This window comes from Thermopirellula anaerolimosa (assembly GCF_054657335.1).
In genome coordinates this window covers 1-20,890 of the sequence record NZ_BAAHYX010000006.1, presented here as the reverse complement: position 1 = coordinate 20,890, position 20,890 = coordinate 1, and the positions used below count along the sequence as shown (strand labels likewise).

At 63.4% G+C, this 20,890-nt stretch carries 19 protein-coding genes; all 19 read left to right on the top strand.

Features of this window, described 5'->3' with window-relative positions; genetic code table 11:
• Window positions 1–3 precede the first annotated feature (3 nt).
• Window positions 4–1,590: a class I SAM-dependent DNA methyltransferase gene (locus tag ACYQ6J_RS06320; protein WP_460183339.1), complete on the top strand. Its 1,587-nt coding sequence runs from the start codon at window positions 4–6 to the stop codon at window positions 1,588–1,590.
• The gene (locus ACYQ6J_RS06315; protein WP_460183338.1) at window positions 1,583–2,734 is read left to right on the top strand and encodes a restriction endonuclease subunit S; all 1,152 of its coding nucleotides are present in this window, start codon (window positions 1,583–1,585) and stop codon (window positions 2,732–2,734) included. The genes ACYQ6J_RS06320 and ACYQ6J_RS06315 overlap by 8 nt, the downstream gene beginning before the upstream one ends.
• 35 nt (window positions 2,735–2,769) lie before the next feature.
• Window positions 2,770–3,096 (top strand): helix-turn-helix domain-containing protein, encoded by a 327-nt coding sequence (locus ACYQ6J_RS06310; protein WP_460183337.1) that lies wholly within the window; start codon window positions 2,770–2,772, stop codon window positions 3,094–3,096.
• 4 nt (window positions 3,097–3,100) lie between these two features.
• Window positions 3,101–3,859, top strand: a complete 759-nt coding sequence (locus tag ACYQ6J_RS06305) for an ImmA/IrrE family metallo-endopeptidase (RefSeq protein WP_460183336.1) — start codon at window positions 3,101–3,103, stop codon at window positions 3,857–3,859.
• An 88-nt stretch (window positions 3,860–3,947) separates the two neighbouring features.
• Window positions 3,948–5,135: a hypothetical protein gene (locus ACYQ6J_RS06300; protein WP_460183335.1), complete on the top strand. Its 1,188-nt coding sequence runs from the start codon at window positions 3,948–3,950 to the stop codon at window positions 5,133–5,135.
• A complete protein-coding gene (locus tag ACYQ6J_RS06295) occupies window positions 5,132–6,109 on the top strand; it encodes a hypothetical protein (protein ID WP_460183334.1) in 978 nt (325 codons plus the stop codon). The genes ACYQ6J_RS06300 and ACYQ6J_RS06295 overlap by 4 nt, the downstream gene beginning before the upstream one ends.
• Window positions 6,110–6,310: 201 nt before the next feature.
• Window positions 6,311–6,892 (top strand): sigma-70 family RNA polymerase sigma factor, encoded by a 582-nt coding sequence (locus ACYQ6J_RS06290; RefSeq protein WP_460183333.1) that lies wholly within the window; start codon window positions 6,311–6,313, stop codon window positions 6,890–6,892.
• Between the two features lie 169 nt (window positions 6,893–7,061).
• Complete coding sequence (locus ACYQ6J_RS06285) at window positions 7,062–7,862, top strand: PD-(D/E)XK nuclease-like domain-containing protein (protein ID WP_460183332.1); 801 nt, start codon at window positions 7,062–7,064, stop codon at window positions 7,860–7,862.
• 218 nt (window positions 7,863–8,080) lie between these two features.
• Window positions 8,081–9,841: an AAA family ATPase gene (locus ACYQ6J_RS06280; protein WP_460183331.1), complete on the top strand. Its 1,761-nt coding sequence runs from the start codon at window positions 8,081–8,083 to the stop codon at window positions 9,839–9,841.
• Window positions 9,842–9,844: 3 nt separating this feature from the next.
• On the top strand, window positions 9,845–10,300 hold the full coding sequence (locus ACYQ6J_RS06275; protein WP_460183330.1) for a DUF669 domain-containing protein: 456 nt from the start codon (window positions 9,845–9,847) through the stop codon (window positions 10,298–10,300).
• 102 nt (window positions 10,301–10,402) lie between these two features.
• Complete coding sequence (locus ACYQ6J_RS06270) at window positions 10,403–11,062, top strand: hypothetical protein (protein ID WP_460182187.1); 660 nt, start codon at window positions 10,403–10,405, stop codon at window positions 11,060–11,062.
• A 269-nt stretch (window positions 11,063–11,331) separates the two neighbouring features.
• Complete coding sequence (locus ACYQ6J_RS06265; RefSeq protein ID WP_460182184.1) at window positions 11,332–11,721, top strand: RusA family crossover junction endodeoxyribonuclease; 390 nt, start codon at window positions 11,332–11,334, stop codon at window positions 11,719–11,721.
• Window positions 11,721–13,412, top strand: coding sequence for a DEAD/DEAH box helicase (locus tag ACYQ6J_RS06260; protein ID WP_460182186.1), 1,692 nt, complete (start codon window positions 11,721–11,723; stop codon window positions 13,410–13,412). The genes ACYQ6J_RS06265 and ACYQ6J_RS06260 overlap by 1 nt, the downstream gene beginning before the upstream one ends.
• A gap of 14 nt (window positions 13,413–13,426) precedes the next feature.
• Complete coding sequence (locus ACYQ6J_RS06255; RefSeq protein ID WP_460182183.1) at window positions 13,427–14,689, top strand: DNA N-6-adenine-methyltransferase; 1,263 nt, start codon at window positions 13,427–13,429, stop codon at window positions 14,687–14,689.
• Window positions 14,676–15,113, top strand: coding sequence for a hypothetical protein (locus ACYQ6J_RS06250; RefSeq protein WP_460182182.1), 438 nt, complete (start codon window positions 14,676–14,678; stop codon window positions 15,111–15,113). Before ACYQ6J_RS06255 ends, ACYQ6J_RS06250 begins: the two co-directional genes overlap by 14 nt.
• Window positions 15,097–15,477, top strand: coding sequence for a dATP/dGTP diphosphohydrolase domain-containing protein (locus tag ACYQ6J_RS06245; protein ID WP_460182181.1), 381 nt, complete (start codon window positions 15,097–15,099; stop codon window positions 15,475–15,477). Before ACYQ6J_RS06250 ends, ACYQ6J_RS06245 begins: the two co-directional genes overlap by 17 nt.
• A complete protein-coding gene (locus ACYQ6J_RS06240) occupies window positions 15,478–17,763 on the top strand; it encodes a DUF3987 domain-containing protein (RefSeq protein ID WP_460182180.1) in 2,286 nt (761 codons plus the stop codon).
• 281 nt (window positions 17,764–18,044) lie between these two features.
• The gene (locus ACYQ6J_RS06235) at window positions 18,045–18,209 is read left to right on the top strand and encodes a hypothetical protein (protein ID WP_460182179.1); all 165 of its coding nucleotides are present in this window, start codon (window positions 18,045–18,047) and stop codon (window positions 18,207–18,209) included.
• A 183-nt stretch (window positions 18,210–18,392) separates the two neighbouring features.
• On the top strand, window positions 18,393–20,795 hold the full coding sequence (locus tag ACYQ6J_RS06230) for a DNA methyltransferase (RefSeq protein ID WP_460182178.1): 2,403 nt from the start codon (window positions 18,393–18,395) through the stop codon (window positions 20,793–20,795).
• Window positions 20,796–20,890: the final 95 nt, after the last annotated feature.

Genomic DNA, 20,890 nt, shown 5'->3' with positions numbered 1-20,890 from the left:
GTCATGGCAAAGAAAAAGATCGCAAAGACGGCTGCCCGGAAGAAGAAAGCATCGCGGCAGGCCAAGAACCCAAAACCCGAGCCCACCACGGCCGAACGGCTCGGCAATGTGATCAAGTCCTGCCGCAAGATCATGCGCAAAGACAAGGGGCTCAACGGAGACCTTGATCGCCTGCCGTTGCTCACCTGGATCATGTTCCTCAAGTTCCTCGACGACATGGAACAGATCGAGGAATCGAAGGCCAAGATGCGGGGCCAGCACTACCGCCCGGCCATCGAATCGCCGTACCGTTGGCGCGATTGGGCCGCCCAGGCAAACGGCATCACCGGCCCGGAGCTGATTGCCTTCGTCAACCAAGAAGAGGCAGTTCGTCCTGACGGCACGCGTGGTCCCGGCCTGCTCAAGTACCTCAGCAGCCTGCAAAACGGGCGTGGCAGTCGCCGGCAGGTCATCGGTACCGTCTTCAGCGGCGTCATTAACCGCATGCAGTCCGGCTATCTGCTCCGTGACGTCATCAACCAGGTGAACAACATTCATTTTCTGGCTCAGGACGAACTATTCACGCTTGGTCACCTGTACGAGTCGATGCTCCGCGAGATGCGAGACGCCGCCGGCGACTCGGGTGAGTTCTACACCCCGCGCCCAGTGGTGCGGTTCATGGTCGAGGCCGTGGACCCCCAACTCGGTGAGACGATTCTCGACCCAGCCTGTGGCACGGGCGGGTTCCTCGTCGAGGCCTTCAACCATCTCTCGAAGCAGGCCAAAACGGTCCAGCAGCGGAAGGTTCTTCAAGAGCGCACGATCTTCGGCGGCGAGGCCAAGCCACTACCGTACCTGCTCTGCCAGATGAACCTGCTGCTGCACGGCCTGGAAGCGCCTCAGATCCGCTTTGGAAACAGCCTTGACGTCAGGATCAGCGATCTCGGGGATAAGGAACGCGTGGACGTAATCATCACGAACCCACCCTTTGGCGGTGAAGAAGAACGCGGAATCCTTTCGAATTTTCCGGCTGACATGCAAACAACGGAAACGTCTTTGCTGTTCATGCAGTTAATCCTGCGGCGCCTTAGCCGAAGTCACGGGCGCGCAAGCATTGTTGTACCAGATGGGTTCCTTTCAAATCTCGGCGTCGCTGCGCGAGTGAAGAAGAAACTACTCGAAGAATGCAACCTTCATACAGTTGTGCGTCTGCCGTTCGGAGTGTTCGAGCCCTACACCCCAATAAGAACAAATCTGCTGTTCTTCTCCAGGCCCGGCCCCACGCGGACCATCTGGTTCTACGAGATTCCCATTGCCGACGGACGCAAAACATACACTAAGACTCGCCCTCTTACACTGGAGGAACTACAGCCTTGTAAGAGCTGGTGGAAGTCTCGAACGACGGGGCCGAATGCTTGGAAGGTTGATATTCAGCAGATCATTGATCGTAACTATTCTCTTGATTTCCGAAATCCGTCAACTGAACACGACGAACCACCTCACGATCCCTCGGAGCTTGCCTCCTTGATCGTTCAAGATGCAACTGAGATTAGAGCAGCGGCTGAGACAATACGAAGCCTCGTTGGCGAATGGGAGTCGAGCCGTGGCTAGGGTCGTATCCTTTGCGGAACTCTTCGATCGCATAACGCGCCCGATTGATTTACCGGACGAAGGCGAGTATCGACTGGTTGGCGTACATCTCAAGGGCAAGGGGGCGTTCTTGCGAGAAGTGAAGCCGGGTCTGGCAATCAGAAAGAAACGCCATTATGTAATTCGCGCAGGAGACATCATCTATAACAAGCTTTTTGCATGGCGCGGTGCATTTGCTGTCGTCAGCCCTGCGCTTGATGGATGCTATGTATCCGACAAATACCCGGCGTACCAGTTGCGTCGCGAAGATGTTCTGCCCGCGTTCTTGGAATTAGTATTCCGTTCAGATTCGCTTGCCAAACAAGCTGAGGCGCGTTCGGTCGGCTCCGCAGCGATGAGTAAATTTACGCTTAATCCACCGCGATTCTTTGAGCTCCGGTGTGAGCTACCTTCCAAGTCTGAACAAGAACGGCTGGTCGGAATAGCGAGGAAACTCGACGGGGAAATAGAGAGGCTCACGGCCTCGGTCGATCATAGTCTATATGTCGTTGATGCATTTGTCGGCCGGTACGTTGAAGCGGCTTGCTCGCGGTTTCCGACTGTCCGTCTTCGGGAGATCGGAGACTTGGTTCGAAGATCAATAAAGATAAACGACGGCGAGACGTATCGCCAAGTTACGATTGCAATGAACAACCGTGGTGTCCGGCTTCGCGGCGAAAAGTGGGGATATCAGATCGCGGTCAAAAACCAGGCTGTTGTACATGCGGGTGACGTCGTTTTCTCAAGGATTGATATTCGCAACGGCGCCATAGGGATTGTTCCGGACGACCTCGACGGAGCCGTCGTTGCAAACGATTTTCCGGTGTATGTTCTCAACGAGAATGTGTGTGCGCAGTACGTTGAGTTGGCGTTTCGGACACCAGCTTTTAGAGAGCAATGTGTTGCTAGAAGCGCCGGTTCGACGAACAGGAAAAAAATGCGGCGAGATGTGTTCTTGGACTTGCAGATCAATTTGCCGCCGCTTGATGCTCAACGAAAAATAGTCAAGCAAGTGAAAAGGCTAGAAGAGTCACTGGGGAGTATCAAGGGGTCTTCTGAACGGCTTCGTGCACGTGCGGAAGTCACCCGTCAAAAGCTGCTGAACGAGCTTGCTCCAAGTGGGTAATAATGGGAAAGAAGCCCGGAAAACCATTTGGCCAAGTGCTTCGTGAGAAGCGCAAAGGCCGCTACAGTTTGCGGTCGTTCGCCAAGCTCGTCGGCGTCAGCCCGACGTATTTGTCACAGGTCGAGCAAGGCAACGTTCAACCGCCGACGGCGGACCGTGTCAAGCGAATGGCCGAACTCCTGGGCGAAAATCCGGACGAATGGATTTCGCTGGCGGGCCGCGTGCCCGAGGACCTGCCGGAGATCATTCATGAAGAGCCAACGGAGTTTCCTGAATTGCTCCGCGAAGCGCGAGGCCTGACGGCTGAGCAACTCCAGCGGCTGCGCGAAGCGGCCAGAAAGATGAAAAGAGAAGGAACATGACATAATGACCAGAGGACGTTCGACAATCGGCCTCAAGCTGCCCTACCTGACTGATCGGCACATCGAAGACGAGGCGGCGCTGCTGCTGGCGGAATTCGGCAACAAGCACGGCCAGGTCACCGCGCCGCCGATACCGATCGACGACATCATCGAGCTATATCTGGAGCTTACATTCGAGTTCAAAGATATGCAGGCGCTGTTTGGCGTCGGTGACGTCCACGGGGCGCTGTGGGTCAACGAGCGGCGCGTGGGCGTGGACGCAAGCCTTGATCCGGAGCAGCACCCGGTTAAGCTCGGGCGCTATCGCTTCACGCTGGCACACGAGGCCGGCCATTGGCGGCTGCACCGCCATTTGTTCCAGAAGAGGGCCAACCAGCTTTCCTTGCTGCCGGAGGATGCCCAGCGGGCGGAGTACGTCTGCCGTTCCACGGACCGCGACCCGGTTGAAATTCAGGCGAACAAGTTCGCCGCCGCACTGTTGATGCCGCGGGAGATGGTCAAGACTGTGTGGCACAAGTGGCGTGGCCAGATGGAGCCGATCTGTCTGCCCGACCTGGAATCGAAGCGGCGGCAGATTCTTACTGCGGAGGTACTGCGGCGCGGTGGGTTGAAGCAGAGCGAGAACGCGGCTGACGACATGGTGTTGGAGCACCTGGCCCGGCCGCTGGCGGAACGATTCCAGGTATCGGCCGAAGCGATGCGGATTCGGCTGGAGAACATGGGACTGTTGCTGCGCAAGAAGGAGCCGACACTCTTTGATTGAGAAGCGCCGCAATGCGGTGTTTCTCTTTTTTTGGCAACCGGCGTTTACTGTTTTCTGTACAGGGACACCCTAGATTAAGGAGGGCCAATTGATGGCCAAGCATTTTGACTTGAAGAAGCAGCTTCGGCTGCACGACAAGGGACTGCTCAGGCGGTTGTTCGCCGAGCACGGGCTCTTGGAGGATTTCCCGTGGGACGAGCTTTCAGCCCGCCGGATTGACCCGCTGGTTGCACGCTGGGACGGGATCGAGGAGTCCGCGCGGCGTGCGATCCAGGTCGTCTTGCAGGACGCCAACGAACTGGCCGAAGAGCGGGGCCAGCGCGTGCTGGCCGAAGAGCTCGCCTGCCGGTTTCCAGAGAAGCTGGCGCTCTTCGGCCAGTGGAGCAGCCTGGCCGACAAAGCGTTGTGGGCGTACCTGGAGGCACGCGAGGCCTTCGACCAGGCGGCGCTGTTTGCCCGGGCCGAGGCGCTACGCAGCGGACAATTCGCTGCCCGTTGGAACAGCCTGCCGCCGCGCCAGATCACCGTCACCGAGCCGATCGTGGCTTCGCTCGAACAGTCCCTTCGCGACTACTACTGGCAGAAGGAACTGCGGGGACCGCTCTGCCGTGTCCACCATTACCAGCGGCCCGGCGCGGCGGAGTACTTTTTCGCCTACTTGCCCGACTGGCCCGACAAGCGGTTGATCTTCGACACCGACGGGAACCTGACGGCCCGGGAGGAGGCCTACACGTTCAGCAACGTGTTCATCTACGAGCCGGCCGCCGGGGCAATGGAGCTGGTGGCCAAGGGCGGCAGGCCGGTGCATCTGGCCCTGCGCAGGGCGTTCTGCAACACGGTGCTGGGGATCGAAGTGGACGACGAGGAGCCGATCCGGCCGACCTATCGGCTCGATCACCTGCTCGATCCGGGCTTCTGGTTTCAGACCGAACCGGAGGACCGGATCGCGGCCGTGCGCCTGCGGCGGATTCGCCTGGTACCCACGGTGCCGGTGCCGGCGATGGAATCGCTGGAATCGAGACTGTTGGAAACCGCCACGCACGGCGAAGCCTTGGACCTGATCGATCGCCTGCTTTCCGGAGTGGGACTCGATCGCACGCAGGTTCGGGTGGTGCATGTGGGCATTCAGCTTCAGTTTCTCAGTGACGGGCGCCGGCGCGGCAAAACGATGACGTTTCACGTCTCTTGCCCGAACACCTGCGATCTGAAGAGCAAGCCAGACGACGTGCGGGTGGTGGGTGAGCGGTGCATCCGGCGCTGGGGGATACTGCTGTGACGGACGCCTTGGACTACTTGTGGCCTTTGTTGGAGGCCAAGTGCCCGATCGTGGGGGCTCACGTGGTAGCCGGCTGGCCCGCTGGCGTCCACAAGCGGTTGGTCGATTTGGGATTGCTGGTGCGGGCTGAGGATGCCCAGCGCGTGCTCTGTCCCGAGTGCCACGAGCATTTCGAAGAGATCGTCGCCTGCGATGGACCGGATGGGTCGGTGCGGCTGTTCGTCCCATGCCCCCAGGTCCTGCGGGCCCGCCTGCCGCCGGAAGCGCGTCGCCAGTGGCAGGCGAACCTCGATGGCCTTGTGACAGCGCTGGCCCTTACGCTGAGGCTTACCGGCCGGCTGGCGGAGCTTCTGCCGCGGCGCCTGTGGCGATTGGGGCGCACCCAGTGGCGGGGCAGACGGCGCGACGTGCTGTTGGCTCGGGGGTTGAGGTGGGAGGAAGCCGTCGGCGTGCGCAGTGCGATCGCTCGAACACACAGGCCGATCGTCTTCGTGCCCCAGCACAAGCCGGACAACGATTCCTGGACAGGACGAGTTCCGCCGGTTCTGGCCCTCTCGCAAGTGGCGACGCTGGGCGAGCAGGGCCTGGACGCGGACCGCCTGGAATTGGTGGCCGCCATCCAAGACGCCGAGACACGGCAACAAGATCAACTCGCGGTCATAACCGAAGAGCAGCTGAAGCTCATGGTCCGTCAGCAGGTCAAGGCCGAGGGCAAAACCAGTCTGACAGACGACGTCTTCCTCCAGGCCTACCGGCACTGCGGTTCGGTACGTGAGGCGGCGGCGTTTCTTTCCCGCCAGACCGGACAAGCGGTCTCGAAGGATCAGGTGCATCGGGCGCTAAAGCGGGCCGGCGGTGCGGCGGCCGTGCTCGATGCCGAGGACAGCGATTCGGTGCAGCGCGGTGTCGCGTCGCACCGCCGCGACAGGTTCGGAAAAAGATTCTCTCAATCCAAACCCCTTGAAGCGCCATGACTTACGCCGGTGACGAAGGACCCTCGGTCCGTGCGCAGCGCTGAGTGATCGCGACAGGCCGGCCGCCAGGTGAAGGCCGTGAGGCTCGTAGCCCGGTGGTCGCCGAGGTCGCGTGAAGTTTCGGTTGCGGTGTGGTGCCGCAAGCCGCGCGTTGCTTGGGAGAACCCTTGTGGCGAGCAGCCTCCGGTCTGGGAGGTTGCCATGTCGCAAGGCAAGTATTTCGTCGTCACCCAGTACGCCAAGGCACTCATCCAGGCCAAGGCCCGGCAGCTTTGCCGCCGAAGGGACTTCCGTCCCAGCGAGCAGGAGGACATCGAGCAGGAACTCTGGCTGGCGGTGCTCGAAAAGGCCGAGCGGTTCGACCCGGCCCGGGCCCGGCTAGAGACATTCCTCGACCGCGTGGTTTCGCGGGCGGCGGCCATGCTCCTGCGCAGCCGCAAGCGCCGGAAGCGAGGCAATGGCGTCTTGCCGCTCTCCCTGGAGAGCGACTTCACCTCCACCGGCGAGGGGCTCAAGCCGCTTTCCGAGACCGTCTTTTTGGCAGATGTCGCCCGACGGCTGGGCACGCAGTCCGCGGATCCGGTTGAGCGGCTTGAACAGACTGAGGCGATCGAGTGCGCCTTGGCCCAGATGCCCGAGCGGCTGCGGGACATCTGCCGGCGGCTCATGACCGGCACGGTCGCCTCGGTGGCCCGGGAGTTGGGCATTTCCCGCTATCAGGTGCGCAAAGCCCTTGAGGAGGCCCGGCCGTACTTCGAGGAGGCCGGATTGCAAAACTTTTGAAAAAGTCCGACAGATCGCCCGCAAACGGCATACATAAGGGATAGAGCCGGCGGCCGATCTCACTTGCGTCTTCGCCGGATCGGCGGAAGTCCGCTTCGGCGAAGACGCCTTCTGTCTCGTCGCGCTTGCCACCTGACGCATCCCCCCATAGCCGTGTGGAGATACCTCGATGACGGTCGCCGATTCGTTCTTGATCCGCGAATCAGCCGAAGTGTACCAGGCCAAGGCCTCGGAGTACCTCACCAGCCACCAGCTTGCCGACTTCCGCCGATGCCCGGTGCTGTACCGCAAGAAGAGGCTGGGATTGATCGAAGACGAGGATCGGCCGGCGTACCTGGTGGGCCGGGCGCTGCACACGCTGGTGCTGGAAGGCCGGGACGCCTTTGAGGAGCAGTACGCCGTCGGCGGGCCGATCAACCCCAAGACCGGCGAGTTCTATGGCTCCAGCACCAAGGCGTTTGCCGAGTGGGCCGCCGAGCAGGGCAAGCCTGTGCTCACGGTGCAGCAGCACGATTTGGTCCAGCGCATGGGCGAAGGGGTTCGCGGGCACGGCCTAGCCAGGGACCTCTTGAGCGAAGGCACACCTGAGGGCGTGGTGCGTGCCGAGTACTGCCAGATGCCGTGCCAGATTCGCATGGACTGGTTCGATCCGCACCGGGGGATCGTGGACTTGAAGACCTGCGACGACCTGGACTGGTTCGAGGCCGACGCGCGGCGCTACGGATACGTCCACCAGGTGGCCTTCTATCAGGCCGTGCTGTCCCAGGCGATCAGCCTTTACCAGCCCATTTTCTTTATCGCAGTCGAGAAGCGGGAGCCGTTTCGCTGTGGTGTCTGGCAGGTTCATCAGGACATCTTGAACCTAGCCCAACGGGAAAACGAGGCGGCCATCGAACGTTTGCGGCGCTGTATGGCCAGTGATACGTGGGGGACAGGTTATGAATCCCTTCGGCTTTTCGACGCGATTTGACACGTCTGGACCTGGCACGGTGGGGCTAGGCGAGGCTGGGCCGGGCGTGGCTTGGCGAGGCTGGGTGTGGCATAGCCTGGCTGCCCACATGGCCGCCGGTCGCCTGTCGGGTCTTTCGAAGCCACGTAGGCATGTCATGGATGAGGATCGCTGCGTGCACCCGAAGGCGACCGGCCTTTTTTGAGCTTCGAGATTCCCTTGCACGGGAGAGATTCGTTATGCCCTTACCCGATACCGTCCTGACCCAATCCCATCTCCGCGCCCCGAAGGGCATCGTGTACGGCCCGCCCGGTTCGGGCAAAGCACAACCCCTGGATGCCACAGTGCTCACCCCTACCGGCTTTGTGCCTATGGAAGCAATTCGAGTTGGGGACTCCGTTATCGGAGCCGACGGACAAGGACACCGCGTGCTGGGTGTGTATCCCCAAGGAGCCCAGCCGGTTTTTCGAGTCACATTTCGGGATGGCAGCACGACGGAATGTACCGACGATCATCTGTGGTTCACCAGGACGATCAGCGACCGGGAATCGGGGGTTGAGGGGGCCGTCCGCTCCCTGGCGACCATCCGAAAGACACTCCGGTACGGCACACGCTTCAACCACGCTGTGCCGCGGGTGCAACCGGTCGAGTTTGCCTCCCAGTCAGAGCCCCTGCCTCTAGACCCCTGGCTCTTGGGCATCTATCTGGGCGATGGGCACACCTCCAGCAGCGTGATCATCACCAACCCCGAGCCGGACGTTCAGCGCCGTATCGAGGAGGCGGTACCGCCTGGAGACTGCTGCGTCCTGTTTGACAAGATCAATCTGCGCGTCTCCCGTCGCGATGCACACGGCCAACCGTCAGCCTTCATGGCGGTTCTGCGGAGCCTAGGTCTCGACGGTGTCCGTGCCGAAGGGAAGTTCATCCCGGACCGCTACCTCCACGCGTCCGTTTCCGAGCGACTGGAGCTCTTACGGGGGCTCCTGGACAGCGACGGACACGTGGACAAGCCGGGAGCTGTCGAGTATTGCACCACCAGTGCCCGTTTGGCCGAGGGGGTGTGCTTTCTGATCCGCTCACTGGGTGGCTCGGCCAAACTGTCCACGAAGAGGCCGGTGTTCTCCTATCGAGGAGAAAAACGCCAGGGGCAATTGGCCTACCGCGTCTATGCCTCCTTCACCAACGGCCTGGTGCCGGTGGCTTCTAAAAAGCACACCAGCAAGTGGCGCGTGCCGGAGTGGGCCATTCACCATACGATCCGCCAGATCGAACCCGCCGGGGTCAAGCCGTGCCAGTGCATCAAGATCGATGCCCTGGACGGACTCTACGTGACTGACGACTTCATCGTCACACACAACACGACCTATGGGGCCTCGGCCGATCGGCCGCTCGTCGTCGACTGCGAGAACGGCGCGGCCCACGTCCATTGCCACCGCACGCCGTATCTGGCCACATGGCCCGAGATCGAGCCCTGGCTCGACGGCCTGGCCGCCGGCGGCCACGAGTACCAGACCGTCGTGATCGACTCGATCGACTGGCTCCTGCGGCGGATCGAGGAGCACGTGGCCGGGGTGGACGGCACGCCCACCGGAATGAAGCAGACTCTCAACCGCTCGCACGGCGGCTACGGTAACGGCCGGCAGGTCCTCAAGAACTACGTCTACCAGTACCTGCTTCCCGTGCTCGATCGGCTGGTCAACGCGGGCGTGGCCGTCTTGCTCTTGGCCCATGCCGCCCGCCGCTCGATCACCACGATCGACGGGATCGAACTGGAGAAATCCGCCCCGGAAATCCACCCCGACCTGGCCAACACGATGATCGAGTGGTCGGACTTCGTGGGGGCGATTCGCCTGGTCGGCCAGGAACGGGAACTCATCCTCTACGAGACGCCGCAACTGGTGGCCAAGAACCGCTATGGGCTGTCGGAGAGCCTGCCTTTGTCCTGGCCGGCCTTCGTGGCGGCGATCAGCTCACGCGCACCTCAGTCCAAGGAGAATTGAACTATGGCGAATCTCGGTACTTTTGATGCGAACCAGGTGGAGCCTACCACTGCATTCGATCCCATCCCCGCCGGCAAATACCTGGCGATGATCACCGCCTCGGAGATGAAGCCGAACAAGGCCGGCACGGGCAGCTACCTCGAGCTGGTCTTCACGATTCTCGAGGGCGAGTACAAGGGTCGGCAGCTTTGGGTACGGCTCAACCTGGACAACCCCAACGAGCTGGCGGTGAAGATCGCCCGGGCCGAGCTGTCGGCCATCTGCCGGGCCGTGGGCGTGCTCACGCCGCGCGACAGCGTGGAGCTGCACAACCTGCCGCTGGTGATCAAGGCCGGCTGCCAGAAGCGCAAGGACACCGACGAGATCGCCAACGTCATCCGTGGCTACGAGAAGCGGGACGCCGCGACCGGCCGGCCGCAACAGGCCCAATCGAGCACGCCGCCGTGGCGGAGGCCGTGATGGCTTGCAGTGTAGCGAGACAGGGCTGGGGTCAGACGGGGCATGGTCCGGCCTGGCGTGGCGTGGTCAGGCGTGGTGCGGCTGGGCAAGGCAAGGCGTGGCATGGCTTTTCATTCACAAGGGGAACGTATGCACAACGGAAACGGCAAACCCAAATCTATCGGGCCCGAGGCGACCAACGGCGCCTGCGGCACCATCGCGCTTTCGTTGCCTTATCGCGTCAAGGTTACGGTCCGCGGCGAGGCCGACGTGCTATTCCACCGTTGGAACTGCGAAGCGGTCGAGGCCAAGGCGAAGGCGGCCAAGGGTTCGGCAGCCAAGAAGGCCGACGATCTGGAATCCTACGTCTACCGCAATGATGCCGGGGAACTGTGCCTCCCCGGGGAGTACCTGCGGCAGGCGATCATTGCTGCCGCCAAGTACCGGCAGGACCCCCGCTCGCCACGCAAAAGCGCGATGGACTTGGTGAAGGCGGCCATCGTCAGCCTGACGCCGTTGGCCAGTCTGGGAGTGAAGGCGTGGGACTACGAGCATCGCTGCCGCGTGCAGGTGCAGCGCAACGGAGTCACCCGCGTGCGGCCAGCCCTCGGCGCCGGCTGGTCGGCGTCCTTCGTGCTTCTGGTGAATCTGCCGGAATACGTCTCGCTGGAGATGCTGCATGGCCTGCTGACGGATGCCGGGCGGTTGATCGGCGTGGGCGACTTCCGGCCCACCTACGGCCGGTTCCAAGTAATGCGATTCGATCTGTTGGACGCGCAATGACAGGGCATGGCCGGGCATGGCGGGCCTTGGCACGGCTTGGACAGGCGAGGTTTGGCACGGTTCGGCGTGGCGTGGCAGAAACGAGGAGGTCATAGGCGTGCGTGCGAGCCGGCGCGGTGGAGCGGCGACGACAGGTCAGCGCCCCGGTGGAGCCGAAAAGGAAAGGCGAAGGCGAAACGATCGTCCCCGCGACTTGCAGGACACGCACCGGCGACTGTCGGTCCCCTGCGAGACGCACGCCTGCACCTCCGCACGAAGAAAGGAAGAGCATGCTTACGGTGGAGCTGTCCTACCCGCCGTCTGTCAATCATTACTGGCGACGAGTTGGGCCGCGGACCCTGATCAGCCGCCAAGGACGGGCGTATCGCCGCGACGTGGCGACCGCCGTGCGGCTGATCGACCATGCGGCAGACCGACTGCCCTTGACCGGTCCGCTCCGTGTGGAAGTCTCGCTGTATCCGCCCGATCGCCGGCGACGCGACTTGGACAACGCCCTGAAGGCGCTGCTCGATGCGCTTCAGCATGCAGGCGTGTACCCGGACGACAGCTTGATTGAACAGCTCTCGGTCGAGAAGCGAGACGTTGTGAAAGGGGGCAAAGCCGTCGTGACGATCCGGCGGCGGTGCGTGCTGTGCGACGGGCTGGAGGTGCCGACGTGATGCAGCTCCGTCCCTACCAGCAGGCTGCGGTCGAGGCCGTCTACGAGCACCTCCGCACGCGCGACGACAATCCGGCGGTCGTGCTTCCCACAGCGGCCGGCAAGTCCCTCGTCATCGCCCAGTTGGTCCAAGACGCCGTGCTCAGGTGGAACGGCCGGGTGCTGGTGCTGGCCCACGTCAAGGAACTCTTGGAGCAGAACGCGGACAAGATTCGCCGGCTGTGCCCGGAGGTCGCAATCGGCATCTACTCGGCGGGGCTGAATCGCCGCGAAGGCGACAAACCTGTCGTGGTCGCTGGCATCCAATCGGTCTACAAGCGGGCCTGCGAGCTGGATGCCTTCGACCTGGTGATCGTCGACGAGGTCCACATGGTGCCCCCCGACGGCGAAGGGATGTATCGCACCTTTCTGGCCGAGGCGAAGGTCGTCAATCCGCACACGCGAGTCATCGGCCTGACGGCTACGCCGTTTCGCCTGTCCAGCGGACCGATCTGCACACCGGACGGCATCCTCAACCACATCTGCTACGAGGTGGGCGTGCGGGAACTCATGCGCGACGGCTACCTCTGCCCCCTGGTCACGAAGGCTGGCATCCACAAGGCCGAGTTTGAGCGACTGCACATCCGCGGCGGCGAATTCGTGGCGGACGAGGTCGAGGCCATGATGGACACCGATCGCTTGGTGATCGCGGCGTGCAGCGAGATCGTCACGCACACGCACGATCGCCGGAGTGTGTTGGTGTTTGCCGCCGGTGTGCGGCACGGGCGCCACGTGGCCCGCGTGCTGGCCGAGATGTCGGGGCAAGAGGTGGGCTTTCTGGACGGCCAGACGCCGGCCGCCGAGCGCGCCGAACTGATCGCCCGCTTCCGCCGCGAACCGCTTTCGGGCGACTTGTTCGGCAAGAGCGTGCCCCTGAAATACCTGGTCAACGTCAACGTCCTGACCACGGGCTTCGACGCCCCGAACATCGACTGCGTGGCCATCCTGCGTCCCACGATGTCGCCGGGACTCTGGTATCAGGCGGTCGGGAGGGGCTTCCGGATACATCCCGGCAAGCAGAACTGCCTTGTCCTGGACTTCGGCGGTAACGCCCTGCGCCACGGGCCGGTGGATCAACTGAAGACGCCCGAAGCGCCCGGGCGCGGCAGCGGCGAGGCGCCGGCCAAGGAATGTCCCGAATGCCATGCGGTGATCGCTGCCGGCTACGCCCGCTGCCCCGAGTGCGGCCACCAGTTCCCGCCGCCGGAAAGGCAGCGCCATGACGCCCGAGCCGCCACCACAGGCGTGCTCTCAGGCCAGGTCACCGACACCGAGTACGAGGTCCTGGACATCCGCTACAGCGTCCACACCAAGCGAGACGCCCCGCCGGATGCCCCGCGGTCCATGCGTGTGGAATACCGCATCGGCCAGTTCACCTGGGTCTCCGAGTGGGTCTGCTTCGAGCATGGCGGCTACGCCCGCTGGAAGGCCGAACAGTGGTGGCGGCGCCGTTCGCCCGACCCGGTGCCGGAGACGGCCGAGCGGGCCGTCGAGGTCGCCGAGGCGGGCGGGGTGGCGTGGACCGAAAAGATCGTGGTGCGCACGGTGGCCGGCGAGAAATACGACCGCATCGTGGGCTACACCCTGGGGCCGAAGCCGGACCCCGTGCCAGTTGGCCCCTCGGAATACGACCTGGACGACGTTCCGTTCTGAACGGAGGCAACGCTGTGAATGCCGTCTTGGAATGCTTGCCCCTGGACTTGGTGGACGACCACCCGGATAACCCGCGGCTGGCGTTCCGCGAGGACGTGATCGACGCCATCGCCGCGAACCTCGATGGCCAGTACCCGCAGAAGCACGCCATCCACGTGCGGCCGGTGGACGGGCGGTTTCAGTTGATGGCCGGCCACCACCGCGTCCGGGCCGCACGCAAGGCCGGTTTGCAGAGGATTTGGGCCTGGGTGGAACCGCTCGATGACCAGGCGGCGATGATGGAACTCGTGCTCTCGAACCAGCAGGGGGAACTGTCGCCCCTGGAAATCGGCTTGCATTGTCTGAAGGCGGTGCCATTAGGCAAAGGCGGTCGTGGCGTTGCCGGCGGACTGCGTGAATACGCTCGCCGAATTGGCAAGACGCATCCATACATTTTCCAAATGCGCAACGCTGCCGAGGTGTTGTCTGAATGCCGGAAAATGGTAAGTCAACTTACCGTTTTCTCGGACAAAGCCCAACACCTGGCGGCCGTCCACAAGCTGCCCCAAGACAGGTGGCCCGAGTTCGTCGAGTGGATCGCCCAAGCCAACCCCACGGTGGCCGAGGTGGAAGAGCGGGTGGCCCGGGCCCTCGGCCCCACAACACACCCCCAGCCCCTCGGAGATCACGATCCGGAGGAGCCAGGCGAGCCGCGAAGCACCATTTGGGACCCCGCATTCGGCCCACCAGACGAAGCCGAGTCGGACGAAGGGGATGAACCCCAGCGCGGGCTGCCCCACGTCGCCTTCAACACGGGCGACAGCGAGTGGTACACGCCGCAGGAGTTCATCGAGCGGGCGGTGGCCGTCATGGGCGGCATCGACCTGGACCCGGCTTCTACAGCCGTGGCCAACCAGGTCGTCCAGGCCGCGGAATACTTCACCGCCCAAGAGAACGGACTGGCGCGGCCTTGGCGGGGGCGGGTGTTTCTCAACCCGCCCTACGCCCAGCCCCTGGTGCAGCAGTTCGCCGACAAGCTCGTCCAACACGTCCAAGAGGGCGACGTGACGGAAGCGGTGGTGCTGGTCAACAACGCCACCGAGACCCGCTGGTTCCAGACGCTCTTGACGGCCGCCCGGGCAGTCTGCTTCCCGGCGGGGCGGGTGCAGTTCTGGCGGCCCGATAGGGGCTCGGCCAGCCCGCTGCAAGGGCAGGCGGTGATCTACTGCGGCCCCCAGGTGGATCGGTTCCAAGAAACCTTCGCGGACTTGGGGAGGGTGTGCCATGTCGCCCAATGATCCACCCCATGTGATGCACTGGGATTGCCGGAAGCATGGATGCTTCAACCAGAAAAAGCGGCTCAAGTTCCGGTTTCTTTCCGACTGTCTGCCCGACCGCATCGCCTTCACAGACATCGACGCCATCACGGAGATCAACGGCAATCTGCTCGTGTTGGAATGGAAGGCTCACACGGGGCTCACCCGAGGCCAACGGATTTTGTTCGAGCGACTGACGCTGACGTGTCCGGCCACGGTGCTGGTGGTCGAGGGCGATGCCGAGCAGATGTCCGTTATCAGCGTCCGCATGGTGTGGTGCGGCAAGATCGGCCCCCCGGAACCCGCGGACCTGGAACGCCTGCGGCAAGAGATCCGAGCCTGGGCCCAGTGGGCTGCGGCCAATCGGGCTTTCCAAAGGAAGTACAAGCATGAGCGAGACCGTTGACGCGATTGACGAACCGGTCATGCTGCCCCAGAAGGGGCTGGCACGCTTCGCCACCGGCGCGGTGCGCGGCACGGACGCCGACGGCGAGCGTTGGGATTTGATCACGCCCATCGGGCTGCGGCGCCTGGCCGAGACCTGCGCCGAAGGCGCGGCGAAGTACGGCGAGCACAACTGGCAGAAGGGCATCCCGGCCAGCGTAATGCTCAATCACGCCATCCGGCACATCTACCTCTACCTGGCAGGCGACAGGGGCGAAGACCACCTGGCCCACGCCGCCTGGAACATCCTGGGCGTGTGCCACTTCGAAGAGGCGCTGCCCGAGATGATCGACATTCCCACCAGGGCAGACGGCAGGAAGTCGTAGATGCTACAGTTGCTCGAAAACCTGTTCGGCGAAGCGCTCTCGCCCGCGCGACGGGTCGTGGTGTTCACCACGCCGTCGCGGCAGACGCGGCTGTTCGCCGACTACCAGCAGTTGGCCGGCTATGCCAACAAGCAGAGCCGCTCGCAAAACGTCTACTTCGGGCTGGGACTGGTGGCGGGAACGCCGCGTGGCCGTGGCAAACAGGCCGACATCGCCGCCATCGGCGGACTGTGGGCCGACATCGATGTTTCCAGCCAGGCCCATCCCAAGCCGAACTTGCCACAGAGCATCGATGAGGCTCACGACCTGCTGGCCCACATGCCGCTTGCACCCTCGGCCGTGGTCTACAGCGGCCACGGCCTGCACGCCTACTGGTTTTTCCATGAGCCGTGGCTCTTCGCCGACGACGCGGACCGCCAGAAGGCAGCCGCGCTAGCCAAAGGATGGCACGCCCTGCTGTGCCGCAAAGCCGCTGCGCGGGGCTGGGCGCTGGAAAACCTCGGCGACCTGACCCGCGTGCTGCGCCTGCCGGACACGCTCAACCACAACAGCCAAGGTCCGCCCGTTGAAGTCCGCCTGTTGCAATTGGATGAACTCCGCCGCTATGCATCTGACGACTTCGAGCCGTACCTGCCCGCCGAGTCCGAACCACAGGTTGTGTGTGGCACGCTGGTCTTGCGTCCCGACGCCCAGCCCCCGGCTCAAAAACTCTTGGACTTGGCCGGCAAAAGCCCCTTGTTCTGGCAAACGTGGAACCGGCAGCGGACCGACCTGGCCGACCCGTCCGCCAGCGGCTACGACCTGAGCCTTGCCACCATCGCCGCACTCAACGAGTGGACCGACCAAGAGATCGCCGACCTCATGATCGCCTTCCGGCGGCACCACAACGACAACCCAGAAAAGGCCCTGCGGCAGGACTACCTGCAGCGAACCATCGCCAAAGCCCGGCAGGCGAAACCGAACGGCGAGGTGGTGGACATCTCATCCCTCATCGGCCCGAGTGAGCCGCAACCACCGGCCGAGCCGACCCCACCCGACCCCGGGCCCATGCCGGACGACCTTCTGGACGTGCCCGGCTTCATCCGGCAGGTGACCGACTACACGCTGGCCGTCTCGCCCTATCCCCAGCCAGCATTGGCCTTCGCCGCAGCCCTCGTCCTCCAAGCCTTCCTGGCCGGACGGAAGGTCCGCGATGCGGCCGACAACCGCACCAATCTCTACGTCCTCGCGCTGGCCAATAGCGGCGCGGGCAAGAATGAGCCCCGCAAGGTCAACCAGCGCATCTGCGTCGAGGCAGGCCTCCAGGACTGCCTGGGCGACGCCTTCGCCTCCGGGGAAGGCATCGAGGACCGCTTGTTCCTCACGCCCTCGGTCCTGTTCCAGACCGACGAGATCGACGGCCTGATGAACGCCATCAACCGGGCCTCCGACGCCCGCCACGAGGGCATCATGAACGTGCTGCTGAAGATGTACACCTCCAGCAGCACCATCTATCCCCTGCGGGTCAAGGCCGGCGGCCGCTCGCCCGGGGTGGTCGACCAGCCCTCGCTGTGCATGCTCGGCACGGCCGTGCCCAAGTACTACTACGAGGCCTTGAGCGTGCGCATGCTCAACAACGGCTTCTTCGCGCGGTTGATCGTGCTGGAGGCGGGCAAGCGCGGCCGGGGCCAGACGCCGCTGTCGCGGCCGATCCCAGAGGCTATCCTGTGCACCGCACGCTGGTGGACCGACTTCCGCCCCGGCGAAGGCAACCTTCAGAACTGGCACCCCATCCCGGTCTGCGTGGAGGCGACGCCGGAAGCTGAAGCGGCGTTGGAGGAGTTCCGCGCGCTGGCCGACGACCGCTATGCCGAAGCCGAAGACCGGGACGACCCGGCGGGCATGGCCATCTGGGCTCGGGCTTACGAGAAGGCCCGCAAGCTCGCGCTGGTCTACGCCGCAAGCGAGAACCATCTTCAGATGCGGATCGACGAGCCGGCCGTGCAGTGGGCGTGGCGATTCGTGGACTACCAGACTCGGCGGATGCTCTTCATGGCCGGCCAGCACGTGGCGGAGGGCCAGTTTGACGCCAAGTGCAAGCGGATGATCGAGGTGTTGGGCAATTGGCGCAAGCGTCGCGGTGATGCCTGGATGCCCCATTGGTATCTGTCGCGACGGCTTGGTTGGAGCGACCGAGACATCGAAGAGGTGCGCAACGCACTGGTGAGCCAGCGACGCATCGCCTACGAGATCGGCTCGACGCCGGACCGGGGCCGGATCGGCCAAAGGTACAGGCTATCGGAGTGATCGTTAATTACCGCCTCGAAAGGCGGGAATTAGCAACGGTTTCGGGTAATTACCGACGAAATCGGCTAATTGCCGCCTGAGCCGAGGCGGGAATTAGGGAAGTCGTAAGATGAAAGAAATAAATAACTTACATCTTCTTCTCTCTAATTACCGCATATTCCGCCCACCCGCCCACGCGCACGCATTAGCGCGCGTACGCGCGCGAGGGGGCGGTCGGTGGTGGGCTAGGTACTTCCCGGCCAAAACCCCACTAACGGGGCGTGCGGGAACGGGGCCGAACCATGGGAGAGTTTTATTGGATGGTCAAGACTTTGGACGCAGGGAGGCAAGCCATGAAGATCGAGCTTTGGGCACCGGGCCGCATCCGGCCCAGCGGAAGGGCAGGCCGGGAGAATCGGCCCGTAAAGGCCCCCAAAACGCCCGTAGCGGGGCGATTGCAAGGGTAATGGACATCCGTATATCTCCCGGCCGAAGCCCCGCCACGCGGCCACCAGGGGCCTAGAAACGGCCAAACGGTACCGGTGGGGGGGCGGCTCTCGGCCCCATGTGCAAGGCGTGTCCGCGTGGCCCCTGCGGAAACGACGCTCCCCGCCACATCCGTCCCCAATGTCGCAGTCACGGAGGAAAGCATGAAGATTGAATGGATCGACGTAGACCGGCTGATTCCCTATGAGCGGAACCCGCGACAAAACGACCAGGCCGTCGAGGCCGTGGCCCGGTCCATCCGGGAGTATGGCTTCAAGCAACCAATCGTGGTGGACGCCGATGGGGTGATCATCTGCGGCCACACGCGCTGGAAGGCGGCCCAGAAGCTGGGTCTGGAGAAAGTGCCCGTCCACGTGGCCAAGGACCTGTCGCCCGAGCAGGTCAAGGCCTACCGCATCGCCGACAACAAGACGGCCGAGCTGGCCGAGTGGAACTACGAGCTACTGCCCATCGAGCTGGGCGAGCTTCAGGGGATGAACTACGACCTGGGCCTCTTGGGCTTCTCGGAAGAGGAACTGGCCGAACTGCTAGACCCGGGCGTGAAAAAAGGCCTGTGCGACCCTGACGAGGTGCCCGAGCCGCCCGATGAGCCGATCACCCGGCCTGGCGACCTGTGGCTCTTGGGCGACCACCGGCTGCTCTGTGGCGATGCGGGGAAGGCCGAGGACGTGGACCGGCTGCTGGATGGCAACCCGGTGCACCTGGTGAACACCGACCCGCCGTACAACGTGCGGGTCGAGCCCCGATCGAACAACGCCATCGCTGCGGGCTTGAGCTCGTATCCTTCGGCCGAAGAGCTGCAGGGCGGGCGTCGTTGGCGTGGGCACCACCAGTCGATGGACGTGGCCCGGCACCCGGAGAAAGCCAAATCCACGCACCGCAAGCTGCGGGCCAAGGACCGGCCGCTGGAAAACGACTTCGTTTCGGACGAAGAGTTCAACCGGCTTCTGCACGCCTGGTTCGGCAATATCGCGCGGGCGCTGCGTCCCGGCCACGCCTTCTACATCTGGGGCGGCTATGCGAATCTGGGCAACTATCCCCCAGTGCTCAAGGAGCACAAGCTCTACTTCTCGCAAGGAATCGTGTGGGACAAAGAGCATCCCGTGTTGACCCGAAAAGACTTTCTTGGGTGCTTCGAACTTGCGTTCTACGGGTGGAAGGAGGGCGCGGGCCACCGCTTCTTCGGCCCCAACAACGTGCCCGACCTGTGGCAGGTCAAGAAGGTCAGCCCGCAGAAGATGCTCCACTTATGCCTTCACCCCGAGAGCCTGGTCCTGACGGAGGCTGGCTATCGCCCGATTCGGTCCCTTCAAACGGGCGACCGCGTTTTTTCAGGCGACGGCACCTTCCACGATGTCGTCCATGTGTCGTCGCATCCCTATACGTCCGAGTACCTGTATCGGATCACGGCCAAGGGGGGAAACATCACCACGGAGGCCTCGGACAACCACCCGTTTCTCATCTGGCGTCCCGCACGCTGCGGCCGGAGCATCGTGGGCGGCGAGGTGGGTTGGGTGCGCGCCGATGAAGTGCAGGCCGGCGATTACACGATGACCCCCGTCCTCGCCGGCGATGGTCCCGATCCCTTTCCTGAGCTGGACGAAGACTTCTGGTTCTTGTTCGGCTTGTACCTGGCCCAGGGGCATCTACAGGCGGCCGGCCACGGGGATCACCGCTACCCGGTCTTCTCGATCCACAAGAGGCGGCAGGATTTGGCTGCGCGAATCTGCAAGCAATGGCCCCGCGCCAGCGAGTACGACCCGAACGATTACGCGCAGCGGCCCTCCAGCGGGCTGGTGGTGATGGCCTTCGACGCCGATGCCGGAGAGCGGTTCGAGGCCCTGGGGGGCCGTCACGCTCATGCCAAGCGGATGGCGCCGGAAGTCTTTTCCCTGCCGCGCGCGAAGCGCAGCGCCATCCTGCACGGTTGGCTCAACGGCGACGGCTGCAAGGTCCACGATCGCCCGTATTGGCAGGGGAACACGGTGTCGGCGGATCTGGCCGCGCAGTTGGCCTTGCTGGCCGAGTCGGTGGGCTACCGAGCGAACGTCTACGCATACGATCCCCCTCCCGACCTCGGCGGAGTCGGCGACCGACGCTTTCAGAGCCGGCGGCGGGTCTACTACCTCTACTTTTACGAACAGACCCAATTGGCCAAGCGTGGTTGTCCCACCTGGGTGGAGCACGGCGGCCAGGAGTACTCGCTGCGGCGCGTTAAGAGCGTAGAACGGGTGCCCTACGGAGGGCAGGTATGGAATCTCAGTATCGAGGGGCACCCGTCGTTTCAGACGGCTGTCGGGCTATCGCACAACACCGAAAAGCCCGTGGAGCTGGCCGTGCGGGCGATCCAGTACTCGTCGCTTGCCGGCGAGAACGTGTTGGATCTGTTCGGCGGCAGCGGCTCGACGCTCATCGCGGCCGAGCAGACCGGGCGGCGTGCGTTCCTGATGGAACTGGACCCGCTGTACTGCGACACCATCGTCCAGCGCTTCGAAAACTTCACGGGCAAGAAGGCGGAGCGAAAAAGATTGGAGGCAGCGGTATGACCCATCCAGACTCTGTCGCTGCGCGTTTCTGGAGAAAAGTCGATCGTTCCGCACTGGAAGGTTGTTGGAATTGGACGGCATCCACAGGGACGGGC